Annotated in this window: 15 protein-coding genes and 1 tRNA gene; 13 read left to right on the plus strand and 3 right to left on the minus strand. The window is 52.3% G+C overall.

Annotation, left to right across the window (positions count from 1 at the left end; translation table 11 throughout):
• Nucleotides 1–100 precede the first annotated feature (100 nt).
• From HOY33_RS18245 to HOY33_RS20510, 9 genes are all read left to right on the plus strand, one after another.
• On the plus strand, nt 101–1471 hold the full coding sequence (locus HOY33_RS18245; protein ID WP_172291572.1) for a TolC family outer membrane protein: 1371 nt from the start codon (nt 101–103) through the stop codon (nt 1469–1471).
• Nucleotides 1468–3645 (plus strand): type I secretion system permease/ATPase, encoded by a 2178-nt coding sequence (locus HOY33_RS18250; RefSeq protein ID WP_172291558.1) that lies wholly within the window; start codon nt 1468–1470, stop codon nt 3643–3645. Before HOY33_RS18245 ends, HOY33_RS18250 begins: the two co-directional genes overlap by 4 nt.
• Complete coding sequence (locus HOY33_RS18255) at nt 3635–4831, plus strand: HlyD family type I secretion periplasmic adaptor subunit (RefSeq protein ID WP_172291559.1); 1197 nt, start codon at nt 3635–3637, stop codon at nt 4829–4831. The genes HOY33_RS18250 and HOY33_RS18255 overlap by 11 nt, the downstream gene beginning before the upstream one ends.
• A 306-nt stretch (nt 4832–5137) precedes the next feature.
• Nucleotides 5138–5815: an energy-coupling factor ABC transporter permease gene (locus HOY33_RS18260; protein ID WP_172291560.1), complete on the plus strand. Its 678-nt coding sequence runs from the start codon at nt 5138–5140 to the stop codon at nt 5813–5815.
• A 127-nt stretch (nt 5816–5942) separates the two neighbouring features.
• Nucleotides 5943–7160, plus strand: a complete 1218-nt coding sequence (locus HOY33_RS20760) for a PAS domain-containing protein (protein WP_172291561.1) — start codon at nt 5943–5945, stop codon at nt 7158–7160.
• A 460-nt stretch (nt 7161–7620) separates the two neighbouring features.
• Entirely contained in the window at nt 7621–9363 is a 1743-nt protein-coding gene (locus HOY33_RS18270) for an alpha-glucosidase (RefSeq protein ID WP_172291562.1), read from the plus strand.
• A 135-nt stretch (nt 9364–9498) separates the two neighbouring features.
• Nucleotides 9499–10425 carry a D-2-hydroxyacid dehydrogenase gene (locus HOY33_RS18275; protein ID WP_172291563.1) on the plus strand — a complete coding sequence of 309 codons (927 nt, stop codon included), beginning with the start codon at nt 9499–9501 and terminating at the stop codon, nt 10423–10425.
• Nucleotides 10426–10648: 223 nt separating this feature from the next.
• Nucleotides 10649–10724 (plus strand) — tRNA-Gly (locus HOY33_RS18280).
• 225 nt (nt 10725–10949) lie between these two features.
• Nucleotides 10950–11441, plus strand: a complete 492-nt coding sequence (locus HOY33_RS20510; protein ID WP_216660568.1) for a hypothetical protein — start codon at nt 10950–10952, stop codon at nt 11439–11441.
• On the opposite strand, the gene HOY33_RS18290 is transcribed toward HOY33_RS20510, so the two are convergent.
• The 3 genes from HOY33_RS18290 to HOY33_RS18300 form a co-directional block, all read right to left on the minus strand.
• Nucleotides 11428–12276 (minus strand): HNH endonuclease, encoded by an 849-nt coding sequence (locus HOY33_RS18290; protein WP_199379662.1) that lies wholly within the window; start codon nt 12274–12276, stop codon nt 11428–11430. The genes HOY33_RS20510 and HOY33_RS18290 overlap by 14 nt on opposite strands.
• Nucleotides 12277–12408: 132 nt before the next feature.
• Complete coding sequence (locus HOY33_RS18295) at nt 12409–12723, minus strand: type II toxin-antitoxin system RelE/ParE family toxin (protein ID WP_172291564.1); 315 nt, start codon at nt 12721–12723, stop codon at nt 12409–12411.
• Nucleotides 12724–12727: 4 nt separating this feature from the next.
• Complete coding sequence (locus HOY33_RS18300) at nt 12728–12982, minus strand: addiction module antitoxin (protein ID WP_048637314.1); 255 nt, start codon at nt 12980–12982, stop codon at nt 12728–12730.
• Nucleotides 12983–13842: 860 nt separating this feature from the next.
• On the opposite strand from HOY33_RS18300, the gene HOY33_RS18305 reads away from it, so the two are divergent.
• The 4 genes from HOY33_RS18305 to HOY33_RS18320 all read left to right on the plus strand — a co-directional run.
• Nucleotides 13843–14982 (plus strand): MFS transporter, encoded by a 1140-nt coding sequence (locus HOY33_RS18305; RefSeq protein ID WP_172291565.1) that lies wholly within the window; start codon nt 13843–13845, stop codon nt 14980–14982.
• 185 nt (nt 14983–15167) lie between these two features.
• Complete coding sequence (locus HOY33_RS20710; protein ID WP_253906994.1) at nt 15168–15473, plus strand: aromatic amino acid transport family protein; 306 nt, start codon at nt 15168–15170, stop codon at nt 15471–15473.
• Between the two features lie 17 nt (nt 15474–15490).
• Nucleotides 15491–15688 (plus strand): hypothetical protein, encoded by a 198-nt coding sequence (locus HOY33_RS18315; RefSeq protein ID WP_216660569.1) that lies wholly within the window; start codon nt 15491–15493, stop codon nt 15686–15688.
• A gap of 127 nt (nt 15689–15815) precedes the next feature.
• Nucleotides 15816–16680 (plus strand): Gfo/Idh/MocA family protein (locus HOY33_RS18320; RefSeq protein ID WP_172291567.1); only part of this gene is annotated, 865 nt, incomplete at its 3' end.

Here is a 16680-nt window from a genome sequence, read left to right on the forward strand (position 1 = left end):
GGTGATTTTATTCAATTGTTTGATTTTATTATGGAATGATATGAGTTGTTGTTGCAAATATGGGATGGCGCTGGCGTATTTATCAATCGTTGCCGGGGGAATGTACTCCAGCGTCAGCGCCGCAGAGACAGAGCGCCCGCCGGGCGTTATCAGCACCGGGCAGATCGTCGACTGGGAGCAATTGCCTTCGCTTTCCGGCCCGGTTGCTTCACCGGACGTTTCCAAAGCGCCTGAAAGTCTTGATATTAGCCTCGCGGTCGCGCGCGCCGTTTCCTGGCATCCGGCTGTTCGTGAAGCTGTCGGGCGGTTGTTGGAACAGTCGGAAGCGGTCAATGTGGCGCGGGCGCAATATTATCCGCAGGTGGCTGGCGGTATTAATAACGGTATTACAAATACTTACAACGACAGCGGTTATAGTCCGTCGCTGGTATTGTCGGTTTCTCAGATGTTGTATGACTTCGGTAAGACGGATAGCCAGGTGCGCGCCGCCAACGCCGGCGTCGCGCAGGAGCAGGCCAATGTGCTGGTGAACATTGATACCGTGGCGCATGACACCGCGTCGGCGCTGGTTCAGGTACAGGGCTATCAGAATCTGGTCGCCATCGCCAGGGACCAACTGACCGCGTTGGGCAACATCAGCCAACTGGCGCGTCAGCGCAACGATGAGGGCGCCAGTTCATTGTCGGATGTGGTACAGGCCGATGCGCGTATCGAAGGCGCGCGCTCCGCGTTGCTACAGTATCAGGCCAATCTTGACCGATGGCGGGCGACGCTCGCTTCCTGGCTGGGCTGGGAACGTATTCAACATGCCAGCGACGATTTCCCGCAAAGCCTGCGACACGCCTGCGAGGCGGGCGCGCCGGACGACCGGCTGATCCCGGCGGTATTAGCGGCTTACGCCCAGGCCAACAAAGCACAGGCGCAGCTGGATGAAGCCAACGCCCGGATGCTTCCTACCATCTCACTACAGCCGGAAGTCAGTCACTACCTGAACGATCGTTACGCCAACAGCAGGACGCTGGATCGCACGCAATATTCCGCCTGGATAAAAGTCGAAATGCCCCTTTATCAAGGCGGCAGGCTGACCGCCAGCCGTAACGCGGCGGCGCATTCTCGGGAAGCCGCCAATGCCGCGGTGCAGGCCGCGCGGCTGGAAGCGCGCCAGCAACTGACGGAATCGCAAAATGAAGCCCTAAGTCTGGCGCGCACGCTGCAAATTCAGGTGCGGCAACAGGAACTGGGCGAGAAGACCCGTGCGCTCTATCAACAGCAATATCTGGATCTGGGCAGCCGGCAACTGCTGGATGTGCTGAACGCCGAGCAAGAGGTGTTTCAGGTACGCTTTACCGAACAGCAAACGCTGACCCAGCTTCGTCAGTTACAGCTCGATTGCCTGTATAGCACCGGCAAGATGCGAAGTGCGTTCACGCTGAATAATCGCACTATCCAGGCCGTGGAGATCCAGCCATGAGTCAGTTGACCGGGATAAACGTGCATGCGGCGTCGGCGGACGACGTGCGGTTATTGTCGCGCTGGGCTTCCGCCATCGGCTATATCGCCGGCGATTACCGGCTGGCTTTTTCACCGGGCGCGCTTCAGGCCAGCGCACAGTGGCTGGGTGGCGGCACGTTCATCCAGGCGTTGCAAAATCTGGCGCGTCAGGCCGGATTGACGGCCCGCGTCCTTCAGGCGCATCAGGATATCGCCGCCTGGCGTCTGCCGTTGGCGGTACAGTTGGCCGATGGTCAGGTCGGCGTTATTGAACAGTTTGATGGTCAGGACAGCGTGAGCGTCTGTTTTATGGCGGACGGCAACCAGCTTAGCCGGCTCTCTCTGAGTCAGCTTTTGCCGGAGATCCGCCATGTGGTGGCGCTACGACCGGCGTCGGCGGTAAAAGACAGCCGCGCCTGGCGCTACCTGGAAAATTACCGCCCGGACTGGCTGTGGAAACTGGTGCTGCGGGATTTCAACCCTTACATCTATGTGATGCTGGCCTCGCTGGTGGTTAACGTTCTGTCGCTGGCCGGAATACTGTTTTCCATGCAGGTTTATGATCGGGTGATCCCGGCGCAATCCTATCCGACACTCTATGTCCTGGCGATCGGCGTGTTGATCGCGGTGCTGTTCTCTTTTCTGCTACGGCTGGCGCGTGCGCACATTATGGATATTCTTGGCAAGCGCGCGGATATCCGCATTTCCGACCGGGTATTCGGCCATGCGTTGCGGCTGCGCAACAGTGCGATCCCGCGATCCACCGGGAGCTTTATTTCCCAACTCCGGGAGCTGGAGCAGATCCGCGAAATGGTCACCTCCACCACGGTTTCCGCGGTGGTCGATCTGCCGTTCTTTCTGCTGTTTTTACTGGTGCTGCTGATCGTTGCGCCGGCGCTGTCGTGGATCGCGCCGGCGTCGGCGCTGTTGATGATCCTGCCGGGCCTGCTGCTGCAAAAGAAACTGGCGCTGTTGGCGCGCCAGTCCACGCAGGAAATCACCCTGCGTAACGCGGTGCTGGTGGAAAGTGTGCAAGGTCTGGAAGATATCAAACTGATGCAGGCGGAGAACCGTTTTCAGCAGCAGTGGAACAGTTATATCCGTATTAGCGCGGAGTCCGGGGTGCGGATCCGCAAACTTACCCAGTGGCTGATTAGCTGGGGCGTGAGCGTTCAGGGACTGGTGTACGCGCTGGTGGTGATGATTGGCGCGCCGTTGGTGATTGAAGGGGAGATGACCACCGGGGCGATTGTCGCCGCATCGCTATTGTCGTCGCGCATGATTGCGCCGATGACCACGCTGTGCGGCGTGCTGGCGCGCTGGCAGCAGGTCAAAGCGGCGAAAGAGGGATTGGACAGCGTGATGCAATTGCCGGTGGAGAACGGTCATGATGAAAGCAAAGTCAATTGTGATGTGCTGTATGGTCACTACCAGTTCCAGCGTGCGGCATTCCGCTACCACAGTGAAGATAACGCGATCGTGCTAAAAATAGCGGAGCTGGAAATCCACCCCGGTGAACGGGTGGCGATCCTGGGACGCAATGGCGCCGGGAAGTCCACCCTGCTCCAGGCGATGGCGGGCGGTATGGAGTTGGTGGAAGGCGAGTTGCGGCTTGATAACCTGAGCCTGGCGCATATCGATATGGCGGATATGCGCCGCAATATCGGCCTGCTCACACAAAACGCCCGGCTGTTTTTCGGCACTCTGCGGGAGAATCTGACGCTGGGCGCGCCGCGCGCCGGCGACGCGGAGATCTTTGCCGCGCTGGAGGTGTGCGGCGCGAATGGTTTTGTGAAAAAGCTGGCGGCGGGGTTGGATCACCCGGTGATGGAGGGCGGGATTGGGCTTTCCGGCGGCCAGCGGCAGTCGATCCTGCTGGCGCGCATGTTGCTGCGCGATCCGAATATCGTATTGCTGGATGAACCGACCGCCTCGCTGGACGAGCATACCGAACGGGAATTTATTCAGCGCCTCGCGGGTTGGCTGGCGGGGCGTACGCTGGTGGTGGCGACCCATCGGGTCGCGGTGCTGGAACTGGTGGAACGCGTTATTGTGCTGCAAGAAGGCCAACTGGCGATGGATGCGCCGAAGGAGCAGGCGCTGAGCGCCGGTCGGCATCACAACGGACGCCAGGATGCAAATAATGAAAATTAATCCGCTGAAACCGATCGACGATGATCTGGAAAATGAAAACGATCGTAAAAGTCAGTACGTCGGCGCCGAGCGGATCATTGTTATTACCGCGCTGTTGCTGCTGGCGACGGGGATCTGGGCCGTGTTCGGCTCTCTCGACGAAGTTTCCACCGGCATCGGGAAAGTGATCCCCAGCTCGCGCGAACAGACTTTGCAGTCGCTTGACGGCGGAATACTGTCGGCATTGACAGTCCGCGAGGGGGCGCTGGTGGAATCCGGGCAGGTGGTGGCGCGGCTGGATCCGACCCGTTCCGAATCCAATATGGGCGAGAGCGCCGCCCGCTATCGCGCCTCGCTGGCCGCCAGCATCCGACTGAACGCAGAGGTCAACGACCAACCGCTGGAATTCCCTGATTCGATAAAAGACTGGCCGGAGCTTACCGCCGCCGAAACCCGGCTCTATAAAAGCCGGCGTACGCAACTGGCGGACTCCGAATCACGGCTGAAAGAAGCGCTGGTACTGGTTGAGAGCGAACTGACGATAACCGAGCGGCTAGTGAAAACCGGGGCGGCGAGCCACGTTGAAGTGCTGCGTCTGCGACGCCAGAAAGCGGATCTCGATCTGAAACTGACCGACCTGCATTCGCAATATTATGTGCAGGCGCGCCAGGAGCTGGCCAAAGCCAACGCGGAAGTGGATATGCTTTCGGAAGTGATTAAAGGGCGCGCGGACTCCGTCACCAGGATGACGGTGCGTTCGCCGGTGCGCGGCATTGTGAAAAATATCCAGGTGACCACCATCGGCGGGGTGATTGCGCCCAATGGCGATCTTATGGAAATTGTTCCGGTGGACGATCATCTGCTGGTTGAAGCGCGTCTGTCGCCGCGGGATATTGCGTTTATTCATCCGGGTCAAAAAGCGTTGGTGAAAATCACCGCCTATGACTACGCCATTTACGGCGGGCTGGACGGCGTGGTGGAAACCATTTCGCCGGATACGATTCAGGATGAAGCCAAACCGGAGATCTTTTATTACCGGGTATTTATTCGCACTGACCAGGATTATCTTCAGAACAAAGCCGGTCGCCGTTTTTCCATTGTGCCGGGGATGATTGCCTCGGTGGATATCAAAACCGGTGAGAAAACCGTGATGGATTATTTAATCAAACCGTTTAACCGCATGAACGAGGCGCTGCGCGAGCGCTAAATAATGCCCCGCACGGGCGCATTGTCCTTTCTGTTGTCCTCGTCAGCCAAACGACTGTCCCTCTTAATCAAGCGAATGTCCGTCTCAGACAAGTATTGGCGGCGCGCCAGACTTATTTTAGAAACAGGGATTGAATTGGTAAACACGGTAGAACAGTAAAAAGGAAATTACATGGTTATTGAATGCTCCACCCCAGAGTCATTGCAAAGGATCGCCGGCCGGCAGCACGGCTAACGCTGACTGACGCAGCACAATTATTAACAGGCATCTGAAACGCCGTCCGTCCGGGCGGCAACGGAGGAACTCATGCATATCGAACCCGATCTTGTCGACGCCGGAAAAATCTGGTTGAGCTACGCCACGGCGGCGGGCGCCGCCACCTATACGTTCAAGCTGGCGCTGGAGGGCATACGCGAACGCGGTTTGCTATCGCTTGCGCTGCGTTCCCTTGCCACCACGGCACTGGTTTTCAGTTTCTTTGAGGTTCTGCCGCACCACCCGGTCGGCGTTTCCGAGGTGCATTTCATCCTCGGCTCGACGCTGTTCCTGCTGTTCGGCGCCGCGCCGGCGGCCATCGGCCTGGCATCGGGCCTGCTGATCCAAGGGCTGTTCTTCGCGCCTTTCGACTTGCCGCAGTACGGCATGAACGTCACGACGCTGTTGGTGCCGCTATTCGCGCTGTCGGCGCTGGCCGACCGTATCATCAAACCGGATACGCCCTATGTTGAACTGACCTATCGCCAGGCGCTGGCGCTATCGACGGCCTATCAGGCCGGCATCGTCTCCTGGGTTGCTTTCTGGGCTATCTACGGTCAGGGCTTCACGGGTGAAAATATCGTCAGCATTCTGTCGTTCGGCGGAGCCTACATGTCCGTCATCATCCTTGAACCGCTGGTCGATCTGGCCGTGCTGGCCGTCGCCAAAGCGGGCCGCCGTCTGCGCGACAGCGCTCTGGTGGAACGGCGTCTCTATCAGTCCCTGTAAAACGATAAAAGCGTAACCAACCCCGCCGCGCGCCTTTCGTTCGCGCGGCGGGGCCGGTTTGTAATTTCGCCGGCGGCAGCATGTCCTGCCGCCGGCGCATTTCGATGGCATATATTGGAGGGATACCATGTTGCTACTCACTAGAGCAAATCATCAGGCGCTGACGGCGCTTGCCGACAGGCTGGCCGGCCCCGATATCTACATGCCTGCGCATCCGACAACTCATCCGCTGCTGCGGCGGATCCTGACGGACAGCGAACAGTTGCTCGACGAGCGGCAAATGCTGCTGGCGCAGGTGGCCGATCTTGAGGGCAAGCTGCGACTGTCGGAAGCGCGCCGGGAACTGGCCCTTCTGAGCGTCGGCGAACGCTTTTGGGAAATGGCGCCCGACGGCCTGTTGCTGTGGTCGGGTAATCAGAAAGCATCGATGCCGGAGCGGTTCGATCTGTGGAACGAGCTACTGCATCCGGAAGATCGCCGCGCCAACAAGGAGGCTCTGACGCGCCATCTTACCGACCGCAGCGGCCGGACGCCCTACGATCTGGAGGTACGCATCGCCGCCGGGGCCGACGGTTATCGCTGGTTTCACATCAGCGGCGCAACCCGCCGGGATGAGCAGGGAACGCCGCGACTTACCGCCGGCATCCTGCGCGATATCCAGGCGCAACGCCAGCGGGACGAAGAAATGGCCCTCATCAAGACGCGTTTCGAGATCTCCCGCGAATGCATTCAAGATGCGCTCTGGGATGTCGACATCATCGCGGGCGATCCCGCCAACCCGGAGAACGTCATCTGGTTCTCTTCCCAAATGCGCCGCCTGCTGGGCTATGAAACGATAGCGGAATTTCCCGACGTGTTAGACAGTTGGATATCCCGCCTGCACCCTGAAGACAGCCAGCGCGCCATCGGCGCCTTTGTCGCCCATGTCAACGATCGCACCGGAAATACCCCTTTCGATGTGGTTTACCGGCTCAAGCTTAAGAGCGGGGAATACCGCTGGTTTCGCGGCCGGGGGCAGAGCCAGCGCGCCGCCGACGGCACCGCGCTGAGGACGGTGGGCGCCATAACCGACGTCCATGCCATCCATGAGGAGAACCTGCTGCGTCAGGCTCAGGAGCGACAACACCAGGTCATGCAGGAGAACCTGCGCATGCTGACCGATATCGTCACCACTATCCAGAGTATCGCCAGTCAGACGAATCTGCTGGCGATCAACGCGGCCATTGAGGCGGCCAGGGCGGGCGAATCGGGCCGCAGCTTCGCTGTCGTGGCCGATGAGGTACGTAAGCTGGCTGTACGCACCAGCGAGGCGACACGGCAGGCGGCCAGTATGATTGCCGGCTAGCGCCGATCCGTCATCGCATTGCATTTGCGCGTCTGATTTTTTTTGCGGCGCAATATAAATAAACTCCGGGGGCCGGGACTGCCTGTCAGGCTAGTTGTTGTCCGTAACCCCCAGATTAAAATATAAAAGAAAAGTGTGCCAGGAAAAATATAAATTTATTTATTGGTTAATAATTAGTGACCATTCCATTTATTCTGAAAATAAATAAAAACCACATGCGAGTGTTTAATATAAATAACAGTGTAATTATCCGGTTAGGGTATTATTTACATAGCGGAATAATTATTTTTTCAGGATGTTAATTATCTGGAAATATATATTATTTCATTCCATCATTTGTTAACTTGATCACAAAGTCGGCTTTTATCGATAAACTCCTGCCAATATGAGCTGTAACCTTTCAGCTACGACAGATAATCTTTTATTAATAACTAATCGTATTGACAGATGAGGAATTAAGATGGAAAAAATACATCTTTGTGGGCTGGCAGTCATCGCATCATTAGCCAATGTCGCGCTATCAACTGAGGCGGGCGCCGCAGAAAATGAAGGGAAATGGTGGAAAGAGTCCGTCGTTTATCAAATCTATCCGCGCTCTTTTAACGACAGTAATGGTGATGGTATTGGCGATATCAACGGTATTACCGAGAAGTTGGATTATTTAAAAAATCTCGGCGTCGATACTATCTGGCTGAACCCGCATTTTGATTCACCCAATGCGGATAATGGTTTTGATATTCGTGATTACAGAAAGGTGATGGCCGAATACGGTACGATGCAGGATTTCGATAATATGATGCATGAAATTAAGCAGCGGAATATGCGCTTAATTATCGATCTGGTCGTGAATCATACCAGCGATGAACATCACTGGTTTCAAGAAAGCAGAAAGTCGAAAGACAATCCGTACCGTGATTATTATTTCTGGCGGGACGGGCGCAATGGTAATGTTCCTAATAATTATCGCTCTTTCTTTAGTAGTTCAGCCTGGGAAAAAGATGATGCGACAGGGCAATATTACCTGCACTATTATAACGAGAAACAACCCGATCTGAATTGGGATAACAAGAAAGTGCGCAATGAAGTCTATGACATTATGCGCTTCTGGCTGGATAAAGGTGTTTCAGGGTTCCGTATGGATGTCATTCCCTTTATATCCAAGCATGAGGGACTTCGTGATTTGCCGGCGGATGAGTTGACCCATCCCGAGTTTTTCTACGCCCGCGGGCCGCATGTTCATGAATATTTGCAGGAAATGAATCGGGAAGTCTTATCACACTACGACACCATGACCGTGGGTGAGGCGTTTGGCGTGACATTTGAAGATGCGCCTAAATTTATTAATGCCGATCGCAATGAACTCAATATGTTATTTCATTTTGATATTGTTCGCCTTGACCGTGACAACTGGCGTAAAACCACGTGGACGTTGCCGCAGTTGAAAGCGACGTATCAAAAAATTGAGCAGGTTGGCAAAAATGGATGGAATACCAGCTTTCTGAGTAACCACGATAATCCGCGGGCCGTGTCGCATTTTGGCGATGACAGCGATCAATGGCGCGTGTTATCCGCCAAGGCGTTGGCCACGATGATGTTGACTCAGCGGGCCACGCCGTTTTTGTATCAGGGCGATGAACTGGGGATGACGGATTATCCGTTCAAGAACATCGAGGATTACGATGATGTCGAAGCCAAAGGACGCTGGGTAACTTTCGTCGAAAGTGGAAAAGTGCCGGCGGAAGAGTACTTGGATCATTTGCGGCAAACCAGCAGGGACAATGCACGAACTCCGATGCAGTGGAACGCGGAAGCCAACGCCGGCTTTACCAAAGGAACGCCCTGGTTTCACGTTAATCCAAACTATAAGCAGATTAATGCCGCCTCTCAGATCAACCAACAGGATTCCATATATAACTATCATCGTGAACTTATTGCATTAAGACGGCAGACCCCCGCATTGATATATGGGGAGTATCGGGATCTTGATCCGCAACATGATAAACTTTTTGCCTATACCCGCACGCAGGGGGATCAACAGTATCTGGTGGTGATTAATTTCACCCACGATAACGTTGAATGGAATATTCCTGAAGGTAAAAAGATTGTCAAAACGCTAATCAGTAACCGTACTGAACAGGCGGCCGCTCCCGGCGACAATCATCTGACTATGCAGCCCTGGCAGGCGGCGATTTTCCAGATGTAGTAAACTCATTGCCTGCAATAAAATGCAGTTGTCTGTCGTGATGTCCGTGAGTGCGAGGGGTTAAGTCAGCTTAATCCCTCGTTTATTTTTCTCTGTTTGATGTCCGGCGCTGTCCTTGACGTGAGGAAGCTGTTTATGACCACGATCCTGCTGCTGGATCCTCGTGCTGATGAAATCAGCGCCGTGTTGCATGATGAAGCGCCAGAACTTGAGCTTGTATCGTCGGATGGAACGGCCGAGCAGGCTGAGCGCTGTCCTATCTGGCTTGGCGAGCCGGATGTTGCCGCGGCTCTGTTGGCGCAGGGCGTTAAACCTGAATGGCTGCAATCGACCTGGGCCGGATTTAAGCCATTGCTGGCTGCCGGATTGCCGCAGGACTATCGGTTAAGCCGGGCCGTGGGCGTGTTTGGTCAACCGATTGCCGAGTATGTGCTTGCCTATATGCTCAGGCACGAATTGCAGATAAGTGAGCGGCAGAACAGTCAGAATAAGCGGGAATGGGATCGCCGTTTGCCGGGTTCCCTGCTATGCAGAAAGGTGCTCATCGTCGGCGCCGGTGAGATCGGCTGTGAAGTGGCCGCTTTCCTGCGGCCTTTCGGTGCGAAACTGTATGGCATTGTGAATACCCCCCGAGCGTTACCTCACTTTAAACAGGTCATGGGGATCGCCGCGTTGCAAACGGCGGTGCGGGATGCTGATTACGTGATTAATCTTTTGCCTGATACCGCCGTAACGGCAGATATCTATAATTCCGCGTTGTTTGCCGCGATGAAAACCTCAACCCTGTTTATTAACGTTGGGCGGGGAACCGCCGTGGTTGATGAGGATTTACTTGCGGCTTTGCGTAATAAACGGCTTGCCGGCGCGGTTCTGGATGTTTTCCGACAGGAACCTTTGCCTGAGACTCATCCATTTTGGCGGGAACCGACCCTTACGATCACCGCCCATATTGCCGGCCCGATGGTTCCCACGCTGTTAGTGCGCCTGTTTCTGGATAACCTGGCTTGCTTCCGCCGGGGAGAGGCATTACGCGGAGAAGTAGACTTTGCAAAAGGGTATTGAACCTGCCAGATTATCGGACGGTATTAGGCCGCAATGTCGATAAAGCAAATTTTCGCTGAAAAGGTCTTGTCAGCCTCGGTAGATTGGGACATAATTCCGTCCGCCAAATGAATGTATAATCATAATATTCATGGGGTTATGTCCATTTTATGGACAAGGTATCACTCTTGGTCCGGTAAGTTTGCTTTTCAGTGGAACTAAGAGATAATACAGCGCACCAAATGCGGGAATAGCTCAGTTGGTAGAGCACGACCTTGCCAAGGTCGGGGTCGCGAGTTCGAGTCTCGTTTCCCGCTCCAATTATTGTTCTATAGATGTCCACCAAAGTCTGTAGCTCTCTGATTCAACAGGGTAATCGCTCTGTTGAGCCTCCAGTAAAATCCACTGAAAACCACCGTCAATCACGCCGAAGTAGTACACAAAGTAGTACACGAAAATCGGGTGCGTTACGGATGCGGATTGTTTGCTGAGTCGCTTCCCTGTGCGCGGTACACCTCTCTTCAACCTTGAAGGAGGCAACCCCTATGGCGTTAACCGATGCCGTCGCCCGGCAGGCCCGCACCACCGGCAAAACCTATACCCTGAATGATAGCGACGGGCTGTCACTGTTCGTGACCGGTATCCCTGCCCGGAAAAAATGCTCCGCTTGTTGCTATGCCCCCAACGGGGCTAAATGGCTGTCATGTGCGTCAATCAAGCAAACTGATCCTCTCCTTCAAGTTATTCCAGTGGTATTGAGTACCACACTCAAACGGAACGGTGCAATGGCCGGTCAAGATAAGGACAAAGTCCCCGACTGGAAAGCACTCGTGCAACTTGTTGCCATGATACAAAGGCAGCTATCGCCCGATGCTGTCGTACAACACAATGTGATGCTTGATGGAGTTCAGAGTGAAACCAAAAGGCAGGTAGATGTTCTTGGGTGCAGAGCATTGGGCAATACAATGAGCGAATTACAGATAAACACCGGCACAGTTTCATCACATCCAAGCGAGCTCCTTGTTAGCCATTTTTGAATACATGTTCTCGGTGGTACTCCATGTAGCCCATTAGCTTGCCAGGGAGTTTTCTTAACTGGAGATCGCCTGCTAGCCCTAACTTCTGGATATCGTCTTGGAATAGTATTGATGAAAACATTACGGCCCCATTTGCGCTGAATGTAATTAGGCCCGAATCAAAAAGGTGATCTAGCGTCGGTTGCAGAAGCAGCCCATTCATAGGATCTAAGCGTTCTTGATTGGACGAATCTTTCCATGGCTTTATATGTGATGCACGAAGCAGATATAGGTTGCTTAGGCCCGTAACTGCACAAGAGCCCCATAGCTTCACTACACCATCTCTAAATAATCCTTGTCCAATCCGGCTTTTTACAATTGAGTCTCTTTCAGTTTGATCGAGTAACTTGTATTCGTTTTGATGTGATTCAATGTCGTCTAACAGATCTGAATTATGAGGTTTTTGACCAACTTTGAATACAAACTGACTTGGTTCTGTTGTACGCAGCTTATGTTCTGTGAGAAAAATCTCGCCGTAGTAAATGAATGGCGAATGATGTATGTCTCGATAAAACAGATGTATTTCATTATTCGCAGATTCAGCATTTATAATTCTGCTATCTGAAGAATGCCTTTTCTCGCCTTCCCATCGCAGTAATCCTTCGTCTAGAAAGTCGTTGTACTGGGTTAGTGCTTCTTGTTTTTCTTTTGTCACGAATAAGATTATGTAGTTGCTCCCCGAAGGTGTGACAACGCCTCTAGAAATTGCCTGAAATCCATTGTAGCCCCAAATATCAGCCAAATAGGGACGTTCATATGCTTTCCCAATTTTCAGTTTTTCAAAGCTGACTGGCACGATATCTCCTTACTGATGGCTGACGCCGCAAGCAAGCGCGGCTTTGTTGTGAAAGCGAAGCCGCAACGAAAAAGCCGTCGCCAGCCTGTCTACACCTTAACGCATTTAATAATAACCACGCCTAGGCCGCCATCAAATGCCAAAATCTTCTCGAAACCGATCAATCAGATGCATCCGCCCGTGCAGAACCGTCACGATACCTATATCGCCGTTTGATAGTCTGCGCCAGTAGATAACATGTCGCTCGTAGCGAAAGAAGAAACCGTCTACTCCAAATTCGGCGGGTACTGGCCGTGAAACGACCTCGTGGGTTTCTATCTTGGCAAATGCCTGAAACATGCCGGTAATGTAGCGATCCGCTTGCTCTGTACCCCATCGCTCGCGGGTGTAGCGGTAGATCTCGTCAAGACGATAAGAGGCGGCCTCCTGAATGCGAACATTAGCCATACGGTCAGGCCTTGTTGCGTGCAATGATATCGGCGGCGGTCAGGGATACGTATGAAGACTCTGGTGCAGCAAAGGCATTAGTCAGTTCGGCCTTAAGTCGTGCGAATGCTTCCGCTTCTACCCGCTCTTTGTCCCGGCGGATTAGGTCCCGGATGTACTCGCTGACGTTGTCGTAAGCACCGTTTTCGCCGACGTTGGCGGCCACGAAGTCGCTCAGCGGCCCTTTGAGGCGAACGGTCATTGTCGTGGTTCGGGACATGCTGTGTTCCTCATTTATGTATCACGTATTGAATATAATTAAAAAATAATACAAAAACAATGTCGGGGCATATGCCATAAGGTTTAATTAATATGAATAAAAAGTATTATTTTCATAATGTTATTCAATATTGGCGCATTGTGTTTGGCGCGAGGATAATATTAATCGGGAAGAGCGCTTGAGTTTTGATTGCTGTCTAAAGGCGTCGCTAATTCATTTACTTGACGAGCCACCAAAACAAGACTAATTTCAAGACCAAACTGATACTGAAAGTATCAAATTAACGTTAATAAACTCAGACTTAGCAACTCAGTGCTTGTCTCGTTTCCCGCTCCAATATCTGATCTACAGACTTCCACTGTCGTCTGTAATTCGTTGAAAAAAGACCTTCGGGTTAATGCTGGTTACTTAAGGTAACCAGCATTTTTTTAACGGATATTTAGCTCGTCTTCCCCTCACTTCTCTGGGATAACTTCGCTCTCGGCAGACGGAACAGCAGAATAAACTTCAGTAACGTGCGTTATTTCATCCCATGTCAAACACATAGCTATACAATTAAGCCGCTGAAAAAATGCTTTGCATAAGTCGCGATAATTATCATAACTAACTGAAATTAATTTATTTAATATAATGTCAAAAATAACATTAAAAAAATATTGATATATTAAAAAAAATAAAGCTACCATTTAGCACCGTTTAAAAAGAAGAAAATAATCAGAATGTCTTATCTGTTACTGGCGCTGGCCGCACTGTTCTGAGGTGGGAACTACGTCTGGTTATGCTCCGGGTTCAAAGGTATACCGACCACTCGCTGATAATAATATCGCCGTTTAGCACGACAATCTCAGGAAGTGTTATTTATGGTAAGGATGTATTTTTATCTTATTCTCGCCGCGTCGGTATCGGCACTGGCGACGGATATGATAGTGCCGGCATTACCCGTATTACAAAAAACATTTAATACCGATTACTCCACAATCCAGCTAACCATCAGCGGGTTTCTTGTAATATATGCCTGTAGCCAATTATTGTCAGGTTTTGCCGGTGAGAAACTGGGGAAACTCCGTGTGTTGACGGCCAGCTTTATTCTTTTCCTTGCCGGGAGCGTTATCTGTTTTATGGCTGAAAGTCTTCACATGCTTCTGGCCGGGCGGGCGTTGCAGGCTGTTGGCGCCGGGGCGGGACCGGTTCTTTCAAAAGCCATTGCGAAAGATACTTTTTCGCCATTGACGCTAAAGCGGGCCCTGTCCGACATTTCATCAGCCAGTGCAGTCGTTCCGCTCATCGCACCGCTTGTCGGCGGGGTGATACTGGGGCATCTGAGATGGAATGATATCTTCCTTGTTATGGTCATTTTCAGTGTTCTGACCATCATGTTGTCTCCCCGTTCTCTGGCAGTGCCTCATAATGAGACAATCCCGGAGACCCCGGGATTTGTCACACCGGCATTTATTCAGGGCACGCTACTTGTCTCGCTTATGCTGAGTTCGCTTTTTTGTTATATCTCGCTCTCACCGGCAATTTTTATGCAAGTGTTCGGACTCGGTACGCTGAATTATTCCTTCCTTTTTTCTGCATCTGTTCTTTTCTTTATAGCCGGAAACCAGTTCTCTAAATTTGAACGTCTGGTCAATCCCTACGTTTTATTCCTGATAAATGCACTGTCTGTTATCCCGTTTATAGCAGGCAGCCAATCCCTGCTATTGTGCATTGCCGGGGCGATGATATTCAATTTCACCCTCGGTGCTTATTACCCCACAGCGAACTTTATTGCGTTACAAATTAAAGGAAATAAAACCGGGATTGCTACGTCAGTCACTGGGTTTATTCAGACGGTCAGCGCCGGTGCCATCAGTTTTCTTGCCGTAAAACTGACGGATATCGGACTCGGGTTCGACAGAACGCTGGGAGTCAGCGCCTTATTCCTGGCGGTTCTGTCACTTATAGTTGTAAACACAATAAAGGTAACGCAATGGAAAACTGGCAAAAAAGGAAGATAGACAGATCGCTGAAATATCAGACCCGGGTCTTTTCAGAGCATATTAACGAACTTGTCGTAGTAAAAAGGGATGGTAGGGCGGTGACACAGTCATTGTTCTATGGATTTCTCATTTCACTTTTGATCTATGCGTTCTGGCCTCCCTGATGTCCGCCTCTATTGGACTTTGTGATTACCTGGAAGATTATGCTTAAAAACCGCTTCAACCGGGCCTCGCGCCCGCTAGCGATTTTACTGACTTATTTTCCTCCGGCGGTGATATGCATTTTTATGCCCGAAGGTTTTCTTCCGGCGATGGCGTTTGCCGGAGTATCTCTGGTGTCGTGGAGTGTGTTACTGCCTCCGTTTTTACTTCTTAAGGTGAGAAAGTCCACTCTCAAGGCTGTGTATACCTTCCCGGGAAATAATCAGGTTTTGATGCTTATTCTCAGCGTGGGATTCTTAGTCTGGTTAATGATGTTTTTTTATCTTTTAAATGACGTTTTAAGATGAGCGCCTGGCGCAGTTCGATGTCTGGTCGTCGCGGCAAGATCGAAAACAAGATCACCGTCACTTTTTCGACCAACATGTCTGTCACTTTTGTGATTACCGCAGCTATTTTTCATTTTGCGGATTTGCAAACAATGAGCTTTAGCTTTGAATACCTGATTATAACTTTCGTTGAGTCGTGCCAGTTCATAGTATCGGTTCCAGTACTCTTGCTGTGAACCAACAATTTAAGCTCTTTTGCCCTCCTTTTTTGCACCCGGGTGCAAAAAAGGAGGGCGGTGAAATATACGAGTAGTAGCGGAGTGTCTTGTTACTTAATTAACTCTTAGGCCTATTGGAGGTTCTATGGTAAACGGTGAAAAATTAATCCCTCAACCGCTGCGCTGGGCGATGATCGGAGGAGGGCGGTTGAGCCAGGTTGGCTATAAGCATCGCAGCGGCGCGTTGCGCGATAATACGGCGTTCCAGCTGGTGGCCGGCGCATTTGATATCGATGCCAAACGCGGACGTGACTTCGGGGTCAATCTTGGACTGGACTCCAGCCGTTGCTATGACGATTACAAACAATTAATAGCGGCTGAAAGCCAGCGTGAAGACGGCGTGGAAGTGGTGACGGTCGCCACGCCCAATGGGACGCATTATGAAATTACCCGGGCGGCGCTCGAAGCCGGCCTGCACGTCATTTGTGAAAAACCGCTGTTTTTCACCACCGCAGAGGCTAGAGAAATTAAGGCGCTGGCTGAAGAGAAAGGGCTGATTGTCGGCGTCACCTACGGCTTTTCCGGTCATCCTTTGCTGATGCAGATGCGCGCCATGATCGCCAGGGGAGACATTGGCGAAGTGAGAATGGTGGAGTTGCAATATACGCACGGCTTCAGTTCCGACGCGGCGGCGGAGAAGGGCAACGATGCGGCGAAATGGCGGGTTGACCCCAAGATCTCCGGGCCGAGCTTTGTGTTGGGCGATATTTCCACTCATACCTATTACATCTCTCAACTGGTGATGCCGGACTTGCATATCAAGGAACTGCTGTGCGATCGCCAAAGCTTCATCCCCTCGCGAGCGCCGCTGGAAGACAACGCCATGGTTCTGATGCACTACCACGGCGGCGCCGTGGGCAGGATGTGGGCATCGGCAGTGAACGCCGGCTCCATGGATAGTCAGAGCATTCGCGTGATCGGCTCCAAAGCCAGTCTGGAATGGGGCGACT

Source organism: Brenneria sp. hezel4-2-4 (genome assembly GCF_013155275.1).
Lineage (GTDB): Bacteria > Pseudomonadota > Gammaproteobacteria > Enterobacterales > Enterobacteriaceae > Brenneria.